The sequence below is a fragment of the Erythrobacter sp. WG genome, from assembly GCF_026586795.1.
Classification (GTDB): Bacteria; Pseudomonadota; Alphaproteobacteria; order Sphingomonadales; family Sphingomonadaceae; genus Erythrobacter.
In genome coordinates this window covers 1-15,430 of sequence record NZ_JAPFGY010000047.1, presented here as the reverse complement: position 1 = coordinate 15,430, position 15,430 = coordinate 1, and the positions used below count along the sequence as shown (strand labels likewise).

The window sequence follows — 15,430 nt, the reverse complement described above, 5'->3', positions numbered from 1 at the left end:
CCCCCCCCCCCCCCCCCCCCCCCCCCCCCCCCCCCCCCCCGTCGCAGCGCCGCGCCCGGCAGCGCTTCCAGCGACCTCTGCCCTGAGCGATTCGGAACGTCTTGCGATGCTGGACGAGCTCGAACAGTCCGGCCTCGGGTGGTTCTGGGCGAGCGACGCGCAGGGGCACCTGACTTATCTTTCGGGCGCGATCGCCAAGCGGCTCGGCTTGCCGCTCGACGCGTTGCTCGGCCAGCCGCTCACCGCGATCTTCGCCGCCGCCGACCGCGAGGGGCGCGGCAAGTCACTCCCCCTGATGCTCGGCGCGCGCAAGGCCTTCACCGGCATGGCCGCCCGCGCGGCGCGCCGGCCCGACGGCCCGGTGCTGCGCCTCTCGGGCCAGCCGATCACCACGCCCGAAGGCGAATTCGTGGGCTTCCGCGGCACGGGCGTCGACATCACGGAGGAATACACCCGCGAGGAAGAGACCGCCCGCCTTGCGCGCTACGATTCGCTCACCGGCCTCAGCAACCGCCACCGCATGGCGCACCAGCTCGAGGCGACGCTGACCGCCTTCAAGGCGCAGCGCCGCAACTGCGCGGTGATGATGCTCGACCTTGATCGCTTCAAGCACGTCAACGACACGCTCGGCCATGCGGCCGGGGACGAGCTGCTCAAGCAGGTGGCCGCGCGGCTCACCCGTGCGATCGACCGCGATTGCGAGATCGGGCGCCTCGGCGGTGACGAGTTCCAGGTGATGCTCCCCGATATCGACGACCGCGGCGTGCTGGCCGAGATCGCCGACAGGATCATCGCCATGCTCCGCCAGCCCTACAGCCTCGAGGAGGGGCGCTGCGTGATCGGCGCCTCGGTCGGCATCGCCATTGCGCCCCACGACGGGGTGAGCCGCGAGGAGATCGTGCGCGCCGCCGACCTTGCGCTCTACGCGGCCAAGAATGGCGGGCGCGCGCAGTACCGGTTCTTCTCCGGCGAGCTCGAGAACGAGACGATCTTCCGCCGCCGGCTGGAACAGGACCTCGGCGCCGCGCTGGAAGGCGAGCAGCTGTTCCTGCGCTTCGAGCCGATCGTCGCCGCGGCCGCCGGATCGGTCTGCGCGCTGGAAGCCCATGTGTGCTGGGCCCACCCCGAGCGCGGGATCATCGAAGAGGAGGACTTCGCCCAGATCGTCGAGGGCTCGGCGCTCATCGGCGATGTCGGGCGCTGGGCGATCGCGGCGGCGGTGCAGCGCGCGGCGGAATGGCCCGACAGCGTGCGGGTCGCCGTCAACGTGCCCGTTGCCCTGTTCCTCGCCGACGATTTCGTCACGCTTGTCGGCGAGGCGATCGAGACCTCCGGCATCGGCGCCGGGCGCGTCGCGCTCGAGATCAGCGAGGAAGCGTTCCTCGGGGATGCTGCCCTTGTCGACCGCACGCTTGCCGCGCTGTTCAAGCTTGGGGTCAGGCTGACCCTCGACGAGTTCGGGAGCGGCTATTCCTCGCTCGCCTACCTGCGGCGCGCGCCTTTCGATGCGATCAAGATCGACCAGAAGCTGATCGCCGAGGCGGAACGGCACGACAGCCGCGAATTGGGGCTGGTGCGCGCGATCGTCGCCCTTGCGGGAGCCCTCCAGATGGAGACGATCGCCGGCGGCGTCGAGAGCGCAGGTCTGCTCGCGGCGCTCAAGGACAGCGGCGTGCAATACCTCCAGGGCGGGATCTTCAGCGAACCGGTCGACCTCGACACGCTCGCGAAGGAGATGGCCGGAGGCAGCTGGCGGATCGAACCGGGCACGAGCCGCACCCGCCGTGCGAAACGCCGCACGCTGCTGCGCAAGATTCAGGTGATCCACGACGACTATGCCTACATGGTCACGCTGCGAAACCTGTCGAAGACGGGCGCGCTGATCCAGGGGCTGGCCGACGTTCCCAAAGGCACGCAGTTCGTGGTCGACCTCGGCGGCGGGCAGCTTGCGGTGGCGACCGTCACGCGCTCGAACGGCGATGTGCAGGGGCTGGAATTCGAGCAGTCGCTGATCGAGGACGGCTCGGGCGGGCTGTGCACCCGCAATCGTGTCAGCCCCTACGCGCTGGCGGCGGCCGGCACGCCGCTCGCCGCGCTCGCCCCGGGCAAGTTCATCGGCGTCGACCACGGCGCGGCCGTGCCCAAGTTCGGCTACGCCGCACAGCCTCGCACCGAACCTGCCTGACATCGCGGAGCGGGTTGCGTTCTTGGCACATGACAAGACGCCGGGGCGGCGCTAAGTCGCAGCGCAAATGACTGACCTCTCCCACATCCGCAACTTCTCCATCATTGCCCATATCGACCATGGCAAGTCGACGCTCGCCGACCGGCTGATCCAGTTCACCGGAGGCCTCTCCGAGCGCGAGATGTCCGAGCAAGTCCTTGACAATATGGACATCGAGAAGGAGCGCGGCATCACCATCAAGGCGCAGACCGTGCGCCTCACCTATACCGCGAAGAACGGCGAGACCTATCAGCTCAACCTGATGGACACCCCCGGCCACGTCGACTTCGCCTACGAGGTCTCCCGCAGCCTCGCCGCGTGCGAGGGCGCGCTGCTGGTCGTCGACGCCGCGCAGGGGGTCGAGGCCCAGACCCTCGCCAACGTCTACCAGTCGATCGAGCACGATCACGAAATCGTCCCCGTCATCAACAAGATCGACCTCCCCGCCGCCGAACCCGACAAGGTCCGCGCCGAGATCGAGGACATCATCGGGCTCGACGCCTCCGAGGCCGTCCTCGCCTCCGCCAAATCGGGCATCGGGATCGAGGAGGTGCTCGAAGCCGTCGTCGCCAAGATCCCGCCGCCCAAGGGCACCACCGAGGCGCCGCTCAAGGCCAGCCTCGTCGATTCCTGGTACGACCCCTATCTCGGCGTCGTCATCCTCGTGCGCGTGATCGACGGGAAGCTCACCAAGGGCCTCAACATCCGCTTCATGCAGGGCGGCACCCAGCACCTCGTCGACCGCGTCGGCTGCTTCACCCCCAAGCGCACCGACCTTGCCGAACTCGGCCCGGGCGAGATCGGCTTCATCACCGCGCAGATCAAGGAAGTCGGACAGGCCCGCGTCGGCGACACCATCACCACGGTGAAGGGCGGAGCGACCGAGGCGCTGCCGGGCTACAAGGAAGTCCAGCCGGTGGTGTTCTGCGGCCTCTTCCCGGTCGACGCCGCCGACTTCGAAAAACTGCGCGAGAGCATCGCCAAGCTGCGCCTCAACGATGCCTCCTTCTCCTTCGAGATGGAGTCCTCGGCGGCGCTCGGCTTCGGCTTCCGCTGCGGCTTCCTCGGCCTGCTGCACCTCGAAATCATCCAGGAACGCCTCAGCCGCGAATACGACCTCGACCTCATCACCACCGCGCCCTCGGTGGTCTACCGCATCCACCTCGGCCATTCGAAGACCGAGGACGCGCGTGTCATCGACATCCACAACCCCGCCGACTGGCCCGACACCAACCGGATCGAGTCGATAGAGGAGCCGTGGATCAAGGCGGTGATCTACACCCCCGACGAATATCTCGGCGCGATCCTCAAGCTGTGCCAGGACCGCCGCGGCATCCAGACCGAACTCACCTACGTCGGCGGCCGCGCGCAGGTGACCTACGAGCTGCCGCTCAACGAGGTGGTGTTCGACTTCTACGACCGCCTGAAGTCGATCAGCCGCGGCTATGCCTCATTCGACTACGAGCAGATCGGCACGCGCGAGGGCGACCTCGTGAAGATGAACATCCTCGTGAACAACGAGCCGGTCGATGCCCTCTCCCTCATCGTCCACCGCGCCAACGCGGAGGAACGGGGACGCGGCATGTGCGAGCGCCTCAAGGACCTCATTCCCCGCCACCTGTTCAAGATCCCGATCCAGGCCGCCATCGGCGGTAAGGTGATCGCGCGCGAAACCATCGCCGCCCTGCGCAAGGACGTGACCGCCAAGTGCTATGGTGGGGATATTACCCGGAAGAAGAAGCTGCTCGAGAAGCAGAAGAAGGGGAAGGCGCGGATGCGGGAATATGGCAATGTGTCCATCCCGCAGGAGGCGTTCATCGCCGCTTTGAGGATGGGCGAGGAATAACCCCGTCCCGTCCTCGGGGCTGGTGGGTGCCTTCCGTTCCGATTCCCGGCAGCGCGCGCTCAGATGGCGTATTGCGCGAAAGGGATGAGGTCCGCGAAGTAATCGGCCATGATCCGCATGCCCCTGTCACTCAGCGATACGAACACACGGCGCTTGTCGGTATCGTCTTCGGATCGGATGATGAGGCCCTGATCGCTCATGTGTTGGATCCACCGAAGGGCGGTTGTGTTCGGAACGCCCGAGGCAAGGCACAGAACCTTGATCGTCACCCGGCGATGTTCGGCCTGCGCCGCTGTCAGCTCGAGCAGCATGTCCCAGACGGGGTCGGCAAAAAGCTCCGCGCCGAAATGATCGATGCGGGCCCTCCGCATACGAATGATGTGCCTGACAAGCCGTGGCTCGGGAAGAGCCGGCCGCGCTGGCTTTGCATTGCCCCCAGCCTCGTCGCTCTGGCTCGCCATGGTCGGAACGGCATCCGCGGTGAAGGGCGCAACGCATCGAATGGCGCGGCGCAGCGCGTCGATTTCATCCAGAATGGCGTCGACTTTCTTGTCGAGGTCGAGTTCTTGCACGGCGGGTGTTCTTTTCTGCTGAGGAGCAAACGCGCCGCCCTCTGGCCATTTGGGGCGTTCGGCCGAAAAGCGAACCCTGCCGGAGCGGTGGACGGGGCCCATACCGAAGGGCTTCGGGAGCGCAACCATGTAACCGTTACGCGTACGGTTACATGGATCAATATCATGGAGTTATATTATCGCGGCTTTGCCGCCTGAGCTTGTTGCGAGCGCGGGATGGTCGTGACGTCCCGCGCGTCTCCATGTCGCGAGAAGACCAAGGCCGTAACCTCATCGGGAACGCGATTGCGCTTCAGAAAGTCATTGTCCGGGCGGATCAGGTCCGGGCTGCTTTTGCCAAGGTCGCGAAGCATGGAGTCCGCGATCTCGCCCCGTCCGTTCAGGCGCTCGGCCGCGATCCGTACATAATCCGACATCGGGCGGTCATCGGTATAGAGCATCGACATGCGCAACGCGTCCTCCGCACGGCGCTGCTTGATGGCGTTGATGGCCATCCCCCACCAATACCAGCTGGGATGAAGCGGATTGAGGTCGAGCGCGCGTTGCATCAGCGCCTCGCCGTCCTGCGGATCACCAACGAAGGCCTGGATCCACCCGACATTGGCGAGAACTTCGGAACTGTTCGGGCTCAGTGAGAGGGCGATCCTGGCGGAATAGAGCGCTTCGGCATCACGGTTGAGATAATACTGGGCCACCGCGAGATATTGATGCGCCATCGCATTGCGTGTGTCTGCACCGACCGCCCGCTTGGCGGCCTTCAATGCCCGCAATGTCGCGTCGTCACCGCGGCGAGGATTGAAGCTGTAGCGGGCTTCGTCACCATAGACCCAGGAAAGCAGTGCCCAGGCGCTCGCGTAATTGGGCGATGTGCGGGTCGTCTTCTCAAGGCACCCGCGCACGTTGCGATGCGCCGCCGCGGACTTTTCGCGCATGTAATCGTAAGTTGCGAGCACGCAGGCGTAGCCTTCGAATGAAGTATGTCCTGGCGCAGATTCGAGGCGTCGTCCGGCGTTCTGGATCACGCCGTAACTCTGGCCGAGTGTCGAGGCGACCTCGAAAGCGATTCCCCGGTGGGCAGCGAACAGATCGACGGTGTCACCGACATCAAGCGTTGCGACATCGGTCCAGATCACCACGCCCGACCTGATTTCTGTCAGGCGGCTGTAGACCTTCACCGCACCTTTGACGAAGTCGATATCGCCGCTCAACGTGTAATCGGCATCATGTGCTGCTGCGGCCTGCTTGCCATTTGCGGTCTGTGAGGCGGTGTCATAGCCGATAACCTCGAAATTGGCGTATTGCGCCAGTTCGGCAATCAGATCGCGCTGTATGCCCTGAGCGATCAACCGCGTTTCGGGTACATCGTCACGGGCTGTGTACTTCGTCACCAGCACTCTCGGCTCGGCGCCGGGTGCGGGTTGAGCGGTACGGGGGGTCACGAGCGAGGCAAGGGCGAAAGACACGACCGCGACAAGCGCGATGACTGTGAGCGACAGCGGAAGCGCAATGTCATGGGCGTTCTGCCAGACGCGGCCGCGTGCGTGCGGAATGGGCGCGGCTGCCTCAGGCTCGGGACCCTTGTGCGGCGCCGCGCTTGGCGCATAGCTGAATTGCGCGCAATACTGGCCCTTGGGAATAGCGATGATCACATCGTCCGCCACGCCAGCCACGGCGTAATATTCGTCCAGCATCCGGCGCAGGCGGGTCATCTGGACGCGAACGATCGAATCCTGGGCCGGGTCGAACGACGCGCTTCGCTCGAACACATCGAGACCGATCGCATACCCGGTGAGTTGTGCCGTCCTTCCATCGATCGTGCAGGCCACCAGGTGACGCAGGAGCACCGTCATGCGGGGGGCGGCCGCGAATTCGGATGACGCGAGGATGCGCTCCAACTGCTCCAGGATCGCGTCGCGGGATGGCTTGATCTGCATGGTTTCCTGCAGCGTCAAGCGCCGCTTTTGCCCGAGACTATGAAAGCATGAACGTCATGCAAGCGGAAAATCGGCTCTTGGTATGCCGAAGTTGCCAGAGGACGTGCCAGGTGATCGCAACCGCTGACGTTGCGCACCGAAAGTCATGCCGGGGCGCCGACCTTTTCGGTCTGCAGCATTTGCCTGGGCACGAGGCTTACCCTTCACTTGGCGTTCAGCGCAGCCCCCGCTATAGGCGCTGTCCATGCAGTCCAAGCTCACCAGCACCATCGCGCGTGCGGCGCTCCTCGCCGTTGCCATCACACCCCTCGCCGCCTGCGGGGGCGGGAGCAAGGCCGGCAAGGACATCGCCTATGTCGCGCGCGACGTCGAATCGCTCTACGCGGCGGCGCAGCAGCGGCTCGACCGGGGCAACACCCTGCAGGCCGCGGCGCTGTTCGACGAGGTGGAGCGCCAGCACCCCTATTCGCCCTGGGCCCGCCGCGCGCAGCTGATGAGCGCCTTCAGCTATTACATCGCGCGCGATTACAACAAGGCGATCCAGAACGCGCAGCGGTTCCTGTCGATCCACCCGGGCAACAAGGATGCGCCTTACGCCTACTACCTGATCGCGCTCTCCTATTACGAACAGATCAGCGACGTGAACCGCGACCAGAAGATCACCGAGCAGGCGCAGACCGCGCTGCGCGAGGTCAATCGCCGCTTCCCGCAAAGCGAATATGCCGCCGACGCGCGGTTGAAGCTCGATCTCGTCGCCGATCACCTCGCCGGCAAGGAGATGGAGATCGGCCGCCACTACCAGAAGATGGGCCTGTGGCTCGCCGCCGACATGCGCTTCCGCAACGTCGTCGAGAAGTTCGACACCACCAGCCACGCACCCGAAGCGCTCTACCGCCTGTGCGAGAGCAGTCTTGCGCTGGGCGTGCCGGCCGAAGCGGTGAAGTATGCTGCGGTGCTCGGCGCGAACTACCCCGGCAACGAGTGGTACGAGCGCGCCTACAAGCTCGTAGGCAAGCACGCCGAGGGCGTGACGGTTTCCTGATTTGCGCACCCGCCTGCGCGGGTGCATCGTCGGCGAGCTTCAGGCCCTCCCGGGCCCTGATCGCCTGCGGCTCTGCCTAAAGGGTCATGCCCGCCGCGGGCGCCCCGTGAAGGCGTGCCATGCTGGCCAGCCCGGCGCTCGGCCTGTCTTTCACCCCCGCGCCATCATCTCGCGCAGCATCGCCACCAGATCGTCGGCCTCGGCGGGCTTGTTGATCAGGGGGGCTGCCGCGAGCGCCGGGGGGAGCTGGTCGGCGCTGAAGCCGGACACGACCACGAAGGGGATGCCGCGCGCGCTCAGCGCCTCGGCGACGGGGACGCTGCTCACCTCGCGCAACGAGGCATCGAGCACCGCCGCATCGCAGCCGTCCTCCGCCTCGATCCGCGCGAGCGCCGCGGGCACCGATGCGCAGATCCCGAGCAGCGCGAAGCCTGCCTCTTTTAGTGCCTCAGCCAGCTCGTGGGCGATAAGGTATTCGTCCTCGACGATCAGGATGCTGGCGCTCATACTTCTTCGGTCTCGATGATGTGGGCGAGCGCGCATTCGAGCCGCCAGGTGAAGCCCGTTGGGGCAAAGCTGCTGACGACCTCGGCCTCGAGGGTGCTGCGCACCATGTCGCCGGTGACGACCGAGCCGAAGCCGCGGTGATCGGAGGGTTGGGGCACCGGGCCGCCGGTCTCGGTCCAGGTCATCACGAAGCGCTCGGCCCCGGCCGCGCCGCTGCGCTGCCAGGCGAGCCTCACCTGCCCCGCCTCCCCGGAGAGCGCGCCGTACTTGCTGGCATTGGTGAGCAGTTCGTGGAGCGTCATGCCCAGCGTCTGCACCGCCGAGGCGGAGAGCGGCAGATCCTCGCCCTCCAGAAGAATCCGCTCGCCGAGGAGGTCCTTGAAGTGCCCGAGCTGCGCCTCGATCAGCGCACCAAGCCCGACCCCGCGCCAGGCGTTCTTGACCAGCAGGTCCTGCCCGGCCGAAAGCGACTGGATGCGCGCGGCGAAGTTTTTGAGGAACGCCTTGTGGTCCGTGCCGCGTGTCTGCTTGGCGACCGAGAGCACCACCGCGAGCAGGTTCTTGGCGCGGTGGTTGACCTCGCCCAGCAGCAGGCGGATGTGGTTCTCGCGCTCCTTCTCGTCGGTGATGTCGAGATTGGTGCCGACCACCCATTCGGTGCGCCCGTCGGCCCCCGCGCGCGCAACCTCGACTGCGCGCAGGTGCCTGAGGCGCCCGTCGTCGCCGCGATAGATGCGGAATTCGCGGGTGCTGCCGGCGCCGCGCCTGACGGTTTCGATCAGCACTCGTTGCTGCTCGGGAACATCGTCGGGGTGGATGCGCGCGATGTAGTCGTCGAGGGTGAGCGCCTCGCCGGGCTCGGCGTTCATGCCGTAGAGCGCGAGCATCGTGTCGTCCCCGTGGATCCGCCCGCTCGGAACGTGCCACTGCCAGATGCCGATCCCGGCGGTCTGGGTGGCGAGGTGGGTCTTGATCTCGCTCTCGCGCAGCGCGTCGAACGCCGCGCGCAGTTCGGCGGCGCGTTCCTCGAGCTCTTGCGCCGCGCGTTCCTTGGCGGCGGCGAGTTCGAGGCCGAGCCGGCGTTCCTCGCGCAGCCGCAGGTTGGCCACGCGCATCCCGTGGAGCAGCGCAAGGTCGGTGGCGACAACGAAGACATAGAGGCCGAGCGCGACCTCCGCCCCCTCGAGCCGCATGGAATGGACCGGGGGGATGAAGAAATACCACGCGACCGCCCCGCACAGGATTGCGGAGAGAATGCCGGCGCGTAGGCCGAACAGGAAGGCGGTGAGGACGACCGCGGGAAAGAAGGTGAGGAAGGGGAAGCCCGGCGGCAGCATCGGATCGAGCAGCGCGCGCGCCGCCCAGGCCGCCACGAAGATCCCGATCGTGCCGGCGATGCTCGCCGCCGGGCCGAAGGACAGCGCAAAGGCGCGCGTCACCCACGGCACCCCGTCCGCTGGCTCGTCCCGGTTGGCGATGCTTTCGCTCATGTTGTCCCTTCGAGCGATGTTGCACGCGGGCCTGCCGGCCCAATCGGCCGCATCCTGTGCTTGCGATTGGCGGTTTTCCCCGCGCCGTCAAGTCGGGTTGCCCGATCGTGCCCGATCCTGCACGGGGTGCGGCGAGGCTTGGGGATTGGCTCGGCTTTTGCCGTGACGCGGGCGCGATGCTGGGCTATCCCTCGCTCGGCCATGCTGACCCGGCTTTCGATCCGCAACGTCGTCCTCATCGAAGCGCTCGACCTCGATTTCGCGCGGGGGCTCGGCGTGCTGACCGGGGAGACCGGGGCGGGCAAGTCGATCCTGCTCGATGCGCTGGGGCTGGTGCTGGGCGACCGGGCGGAGACATCGCTGGTGCGCGCCGGGGAGGAGCGGGCGAGCGTCACCGCGAGCTTCGAATTCGCCGCCCTGCCGCCGGCGGTCGCGGCGGCGCTGGGCGAGGCGGAGATCGCCGTCGAGCCGGGCGAGCCGCTGATCATCCGCCGCCAGGTGCGCGCCGACGGCGGCTCCAAGGCCTTCGTCAACGACCAGCCGGCGAGCGTCGCCCTGCTGCGCGAACTCGCGCCCGCGCTGGTGGAACTGCACGGCCAGCACGACGATCGCGGGCTGGTGAACCCGCGCGGGCACCGCACGCTGCTCGATCGCTATGCCGGGACCGATGTCGCCGGGCTCGAGCGGGCGTGGGGCGAATGGGCGCGCGCCGAGGCGCGGCTCGCCGAGGCGCGCGATGCCGTCGAACAGGCAAGGGCCGATCAGGACCTTTTGATCGCGCACCTTGCCGAGCTGTCGGCGCTCGAACCGCAAGCGGGCGAGGAGGCGCGGCTCGCCGGCGCGCGGGCGGATATGCAGAAGGGCGAGAAGCTTTCGGATGACCTCACCGAATTGCGGCGCCTGTGGGAGGGCTCGGATTCACCGCTCGCGAGCTTGCGGGTGGCGGCCCGGCGGCTCGACCGGATCGCCGAGCAGCACCCGCTGCTCGCCGAGGCGCTCGCCGCATTGGACCGGGCGGTGATCGAGGCGGGCGAGGCCGAGGACAAGCTCGCCGCCGCCGCCGAGGCGCTGGTCCACGATCCGCTGGCGCTGGAGCGCGCCGAGACCCGCCTGTTCGAGCTGCGCGCCGCGGCCCGCAAGCACCGCTGCGAGGTCGACGACCTGCCCGATCTGGCGCGCACCATGCGCGCCCGGCTCGACGCGATCGAGGGCGGCGAGGCGCAGCTCGACGCGCTGGAAGCGGCCGCGAAGGAGGCCCGCGCGGCCTATGTCGCGCAGGCCGAGCGGGCCCACGCCGCGCGGGTGGCCGGGGCGGAGCGGCTCGATGCGGCAGTGGCGGCGGAGCTTGCGCCGCTCAAGCTCGACGCCGCGAGGTTCCGCACTGCGGTGACGCCGCTGCCGGAGGAGCGGTGGGGCGCGGCGGGGATGGATACGACCGAGTTCCTGATTTCCACCAACCCTGGCGCCGACTTCGCCCCGCTCGCCAAGATCGCGAGCGGGGGCGAATTGTCGCGCTTCATCCTCGCACTGAAGGTGGCGCTGGCCGAGAAGGGCGGGGCGGCGACGATCATCTTCGACGAGATCGACCGGGGCGTGGGCGGCGCGGTCGCCAGCGCGATCGGCGAGCGGTTGGCGCGGCTCGCGGCGCAGGAAGGCCAGCTGCTGGCGGTCACCCACTCGCCCCAGGTCGCCGCGCGCGGGGGACAGCACTATCTCATCGCCAAGGCCTCGAGCGGGACGGTGACAAAGACCAGCGTGGTGCTGCTCGACCATGCCGCGCGGCAGGAGGAGATCGCGCGGATGCTCTCGGGCGCCGAGGTGACGCCCGAGGCGAGGGCCCAGGCGGATCGGCTGCTGGAGGGGGTGTGAGCGGGGCCGAAGAAGCTTGTCACCATCCCCCGACCCGTTCCTCGAAAGAGGAGCGGGCGCGCATAAGTGCGGCGCCGCTTCGCCCGCTCCTCTTCAGGGGAGGGGGCAAGGGGGGGTGGAGCGCCGCAATCCTCCTCGCCGCCGCCTGCACCCCCGCCACGCCCGCGCCGGAGAAAGCCGTGACGTCCGTCCAGCCCAACCATTCAACCTATGGCACCGACGCGCAGCTCCAGCCCTCGCAGCCCGATGCGGTGCTGCGCTACGCCGATCACCCGCGCGCGTTTGCCGAGCTGCGGATGCCGGCGGGCAAAGGCCCGTTCCCGCTGGCGGTGATCTATCACGGCGGATGCTGGAAGACCGGCATCGCCAGCCAGGCCTACATGGCCCCGCTGGCGACGCGTTGGCAGCAGGAGGGCATCGCCACGCTCAATGTCGATTACCGCGAGGTGGGCGATGGGGGCGGCTGGCCGGGGTCGTTCGAAGATTGGGCGGCCTCGGGCCGGCTGATCGAGGAGGTCGCCGCCAGGCACCGTGTCGATCGCGCTCGCGTCACGCTGGTCGGCCATTCCGCCGGCGCGCTGCCGGCGCAGTGGCTCGCGCGGGCTGATGATGCCGATGGCCCTGTCGGCGCGCGCCCGGCGCTCAAGGTGCGCGCGGCCATCGTGCTCGACGGGACGGGCGATGTCGGCGCCGAGCGGCCCGCCTTCGATGCGCTGTGCCAGTTCTCCGCAGTCGACCCCTTCATGGGTGGAGAGCCGCAGCGCGTGCCGGAGCGCTACCGGGCAATTTCGCCCGCGTCCATCGCCCCGCAGCTTGCCGAACTGCTGTTCGTGCAGGCGAAACTCCCCGCGCCTTCGGAAGGGACCCGGCGGGCGCTAGCCGCAGCCGCTGCGCGGGTGAGCGTGCGCGAGAACGTGGGCGCGAGCCACTTCGCGATCATCACCCCCGGCAATCCGGTCTACACCGCCAACGAGCCGGCCATGCTCGCGGTGCTGAGGGGCCATTGAGATGATCGGGCGGCGTGAATTCATCGGCACCGCGGCGCTGGGCCTGTTGGCGGCCCATGCGCCTGCGCTGGCGGCGGGAGCAAGCATGGAAGAAATCTACGGACTGATCGGGCAGCTCAAGGCCGTGCCGGGCAAGCGCGCGGAGCTGGTCGCGATCCTGCTCGAGGCCTCCCAGGCCATGGAGGGCAACCTGCTCTACCTCGTCGCCGAGGATCTGGAGGACCCGGATTCGATCTGGATCACCGAGGTGTGGCGCACCCGGACCGATCATGCAAACAGCCTCAAGCCCGCCGCTGTGCAGGCGGCCATCGCGCGCGCACGGCCCCTGATCGGCGGCTTCGGGGTGCGCGCGGAGACCCGTCCGGTGAACCATGCCGGCTGATCTGTCCGAAGCCGAAGCCGCCAACGCGCTGATGCGCCTCGCCCGCGAGATCGCGCGGCACGACCGGCTCTATCACGCCGAGGACGCGCCGGAGATCACCGACGCCGAATATGACGCGCTGGTGCGGCGCAATGCCGAAATCGAGGCGGCCTTCCCGCACCTCGTCCGCCCGGACAGCCCCTCGCGGAAGGTGGGGCACCAGATTGCCGCCTCGCCCCTGGGCAAGGTCACCCACGAGGTTCGCATGATGAGCCTCGACAACGCCTTCTCCCGCGAGGAGGTCGCCGAATGGCTGGCCCGGATGCGGCGCTTCCTTGCGCTGCCCGAGGACGCGCCGATGGCGATCACCGCCGAGGACAAGATCGACGGGTTGTCCTGCTCGCTGCGCTACGAGAAGGGGGTGCTGGTGCGCGCCGCGACCCGGGGAGACGGGCAGGTGGGCGAGGACGTGACGGCGAACGTCGCGCACATCCCCGACGTTCCGCCGACGCTTCCCAAAGGCGTCCCCGCAATCTTCGAGGTGCGCGGCGAAGTATATATGGAGAAACAGGCGTTTACTGCACTCAATGCTGCGCAGCATGAGGCGGGCGGCAAGATCTTCGCCAATCCCCGCAACGCCGCCGCGGGCTCGCTCCGCCAGAAGGACGCGGGCGTCACCGCAAAAAGGCCATTGAGGTTCTGGGCACATGGTTGGGGGGCGGCCTCAGCTTTGCCGGGCAAGACCCAGAGCGAGGTGGTCGCGGCGCTCAGGGGGTGGGGCTTTCCGGTCTCGCCGCTGTTTACCCGTATCGATGGCGGGGCGGACGAGCTCATCGCCCATTTCGACGCGATCGGCACCGCGCGGCCCTCGCTGCCCTATGACATCGACGGCGTGGTCTACAAGCTCGACCGGCTCGACTGGCAGGAGCGATTGGGCTTCGTCGCCAAGGCCCCGCGCTGGGCGCTCGCGCACAAGTTCCCGGCCGAGCGCGCCGAGACGGTGGTGCAGGCGATCGACATTCAGGTCGGGCGCACCGGCAAGCTCACGCCCGTCGGTCGCCTTGCGCCGGTGCTGGTCGGCGGGGTGACGGTTACCAACGTGACCCTCCACAACCGCGACGAGATCGCGCGGCTGGGCCTTCGCGTGGGCGACCGGGTGGTGATCCAGCGCGCCGGCGACGTGATCCCGCAGGTGGTCGAGAACCTGACCCGCGAGGAGCCGCGCGCCGCCTTCGTCTTCCCCGACCATTGCCCCGAATGTCATTCCGAAGCGGTCGCCGAGGAGGGCGAGGTCGACGTGCGCTGCACCGCGGGCCTGATCTGCCCGGCGCAGCGCACCCAGCGCCTCGAACATTTCGTCAGCCGCAAGGCGCTCGACATCGAAGGGCTGGGCGAGAAAACCATCGCGCAGTTCTACGCCTTGGGGTGGCTGGAAAGCCCCGCCGACATCTACCGACTGAAGCAGCGCCGCGCCGATATCCTCGCGCTCGAGGGCTGGCAGGAGAAGTCGGTCGACAACCTCCTCGCCGCCATCGAGGCCAAGCGCGCGCCCGACGCCGCGCGGCTGCTCTTCGCGCTCGGCATCCGCCACGTGGGCGAGGTGACTGCGCGCGACCTCATGAAGCATTTCCACACGCTGGCGGCGCTCCGGGCGATGGCGACGCTCGCCAACGCGGATCGCCTGCCGTTCGCCTCGAGCGAAGTCGAGAGGCAGATGCGCGAAGGTGTCTCGACTGCTCTCGACACGAACGGAGATGTTGCGGCTCAGGCGCGTGCCGAACTCACCGCGATCGACGGTATCGGGCCGAGCGTCGTCGAGGCGCTCGGCGACTTCTTCCACGAACCGCACAATGTCGCCGTCTGGGAGGACCTGCTCTCGGAAGTCTCCCCGCCGCGCTACGAGGTGAAGACCCTCGCCAGCCGGGTGGCGGGCAAGACGGTCGTGTTCACCGGCAAGCTCGAGACGATGAGCCGCGACGAGGCGAAGGCGCAGGCCGAAAGGCTCGGTGCCAAGGCGGCGGGCAGCGTCAGCGCCAAGACCGACCTGCTGGTGGCTGGGCCCGGCGCGGGATCGAAGCTCAAGAAGGCGGCGGAACTCGGGATCGAGACCACCGACGAGGCGGGCTGGGCGGCGATCGTCGCCGAGGCGCTCGGCGGGGGCGGGGCGGGCTGATGGACCTGCTGCGCGCTCTTCACCCCCAGTCGGTCCGCATTGCCGAGCGCCTTCGCGCGCGGGGCGAGAAAGTCGCGGTGGCAGACGGGGCGACCGGAGGCCTGATCGCCGCCGCGCTGCTCACCGTGCCGGGCGCGCTCGATGTCTTCGTGGGCGGCGGCGTGGTCTATTCCTTCCGCGCCCGCGACGTGCTCTTCGCCCTGCCGCGCGAGGCCTACAAGGGGATGCGCGGGGCGAGCGAGGATTACGCGCTCCTCCAAGCGCGCGCGATCCGGGACAATTTCGGCGCGGCGTGGGGGCTGGCGGAAAGCGGCTCGGTCGGCGGCTCCACCCACCCGAGCGGCGCGCCCGCCGGGCGCAGCGTCGCGGCGCTGGCGGGGCCGGGCGGTCTCGAGCACACGGGGC

General features: G+C 68.3%; 12 protein-coding genes. 8 read left to right on the top strand and 4 right to left on the bottom strand.

Annotated elements, in window-relative coordinates; genetic code table 11:
• Window positions 1–106: 106 nt before the first annotated feature.
• Window positions 107–2,185 carry a putative bifunctional diguanylate cyclase/phosphodiesterase gene (locus OPU67_RS15965; RefSeq protein WP_267621406.1) on the top strand — a complete coding sequence of 693 codons (2,079 nt, stop codon included), beginning with the start codon at window positions 107–109 and terminating at the stop codon, window positions 2,183–2,185.
• A 67-nt stretch (window positions 2,186–2,252) separates the two neighbouring features.
• A complete protein-coding gene (lepA, locus tag OPU67_RS15960) occupies window positions 2,253–4,070 on the top strand; it encodes a translation elongation factor 4 (RefSeq protein ID WP_267621404.1) in 1,818 nt (605 codons plus the stop codon).
• Between the two features lie 59 nt (window positions 4,071–4,129).
• Here lepA and OPU67_RS15955 read toward each other — a convergent pair whose 3' ends face one another.
• Window positions 4,130–4,642 (bottom strand): winged helix DNA-binding protein, encoded by a 513-nt coding sequence (locus OPU67_RS15955; protein WP_267621402.1) that lies wholly within the window; start codon window positions 4,640–4,642, stop codon window positions 4,130–4,132.
• Window positions 4,643–4,818: 176 nt separating this feature from the next.
• Window positions 4,819–6,594, bottom strand: a complete 1,776-nt coding sequence (locus OPU67_RS15950) for a tetratricopeptide repeat protein (RefSeq protein ID WP_267621400.1) — start codon at window positions 6,592–6,594, stop codon at window positions 4,819–4,821.
• Between the two features lie 226 nt (window positions 6,595–6,820).
• On the opposite strand from OPU67_RS15950, the gene OPU67_RS15945 reads away from it, so the two are divergent.
• The gene (locus OPU67_RS15945) at window positions 6,821–7,618 is read left to right on the top strand and encodes an outer membrane protein assembly factor BamD (RefSeq protein WP_267621398.1); all 798 of its coding nucleotides are present in this window, start codon (window positions 6,821–6,823) and stop codon (window positions 7,616–7,618) included.
• 150 nt (window positions 7,619–7,768) lie between these two features.
• Here the strand turns inward: OPU67_RS15945 and OPU67_RS15940 are convergent, their stop codons facing one another.
• Both OPU67_RS15940 and OPU67_RS15935 read right to left on the bottom strand, forming a co-directional pair.
• Window positions 7,769–8,125 (bottom strand): response regulator, encoded by a 357-nt coding sequence (locus OPU67_RS15940; protein WP_267621396.1) that lies wholly within the window; start codon window positions 8,123–8,125, stop codon window positions 7,769–7,771.
• The gene (locus OPU67_RS15935) at window positions 8,122–9,615 is read right to left on the bottom strand and encodes a sensor histidine kinase (RefSeq protein ID WP_267621394.1); all 1,494 of its coding nucleotides are present in this window, start codon (window positions 9,613–9,615) and stop codon (window positions 8,122–8,124) included. The genes OPU67_RS15940 and OPU67_RS15935 overlap by 4 nt, the downstream gene beginning before the upstream one ends.
• Before the next feature lie 201 nt (window positions 9,616–9,816).
• On the opposite strand from OPU67_RS15935, the gene recN reads away from it, so the two are divergent.
• The 5 genes from recN to OPU67_RS15910 all read left to right on the top strand — a co-directional run.
• Complete coding sequence (recN, locus tag OPU67_RS15930) at window positions 9,817–11,484, top strand: DNA repair protein RecN (protein WP_267621392.1); 1,668 nt, start codon at window positions 9,817–9,819, stop codon at window positions 11,482–11,484.
• 179 nt (window positions 11,485–11,663) lie between these two features.
• A complete protein-coding gene (locus OPU67_RS15925; RefSeq protein ID WP_267621390.1) occupies window positions 11,664–12,491 on the top strand; it encodes an alpha/beta hydrolase family protein in 828 nt (275 codons plus the stop codon).
• Between the two features lies 1 nt (window position 12,492).
• A complete protein-coding gene (locus tag OPU67_RS15920; protein WP_267621388.1) occupies window positions 12,493–12,873 on the top strand; it encodes a putative quinol monooxygenase in 381 nt (126 codons plus the stop codon).
• A complete protein-coding gene (gene ligA, locus OPU67_RS15915) occupies window positions 12,863–15,025 on the top strand; it encodes an NAD-dependent DNA ligase LigA (RefSeq protein WP_267621386.1) in 2,163 nt (720 codons plus the stop codon). The genes OPU67_RS15920 and ligA overlap by 11 nt, the downstream gene beginning before the upstream one ends.
• On the top strand, window positions 15,025–15,430 hold a 406-nt coding region (locus OPU67_RS15910; RefSeq protein WP_267621384.1), incomplete at its 3' end, for a CinA family protein. The genes ligA and OPU67_RS15910, both read left to right, overlap by 1 nt.

Excerpts from the sequence above, each read along its gene's own strand:
- ligA (WP_267621386.1), top strand. The coding sequence starts at position 12,863 with ATGCCGGCTGATCTGTCCGAAGCCGAAGCCGCCAACGCGCTGATGCGC.
- OPU67_RS15945 (WP_267621398.1), top strand. The coding sequence starts at position 6,821 with ATGCAGTCCAAGCTCACCAGCACCATCGCGCGTGCGGCGCTCCTCGCC.
- OPU67_RS15965 (WP_267621406.1), top strand. The coding sequence starts at position 107 with ATGCTGGACGAGCTCGAACAGTCCGGCCTCGGGTGGTTCTGGGCGAGC.
- OPU67_RS15920 (WP_267621388.1), top strand. The coding sequence starts at position 12,493 with ATGATCGGGCGGCGTGAATTCATCGGCACCGCGGCGCTGGGCCTGTTG.
- lepA (WP_267621404.1), top strand. The coding sequence starts at position 2,253 with ATGACTGACCTCTCCCACATCCGCAACTTCTCCATCATTGCCCATATC.
- OPU67_RS15940 (WP_267621396.1), bottom strand. The coding sequence starts at position 8,125 with ATGAGCGCCAGCATCCTGATCGTCGAGGACGAATACCTTATCGCCCAC.
- recN (WP_267621392.1), top strand. The coding sequence starts at position 9,817 with ATGCTGACCCGGCTTTCGATCCGCAACGTCGTCCTCATCGAAGCGCTC.
- OPU67_RS15935 (WP_267621394.1), bottom strand. The coding sequence starts at position 9,615 with ATGAGCGAAAGCATCGCCAACCGGGACGAGCCAGCGGACGGGGTGCCG.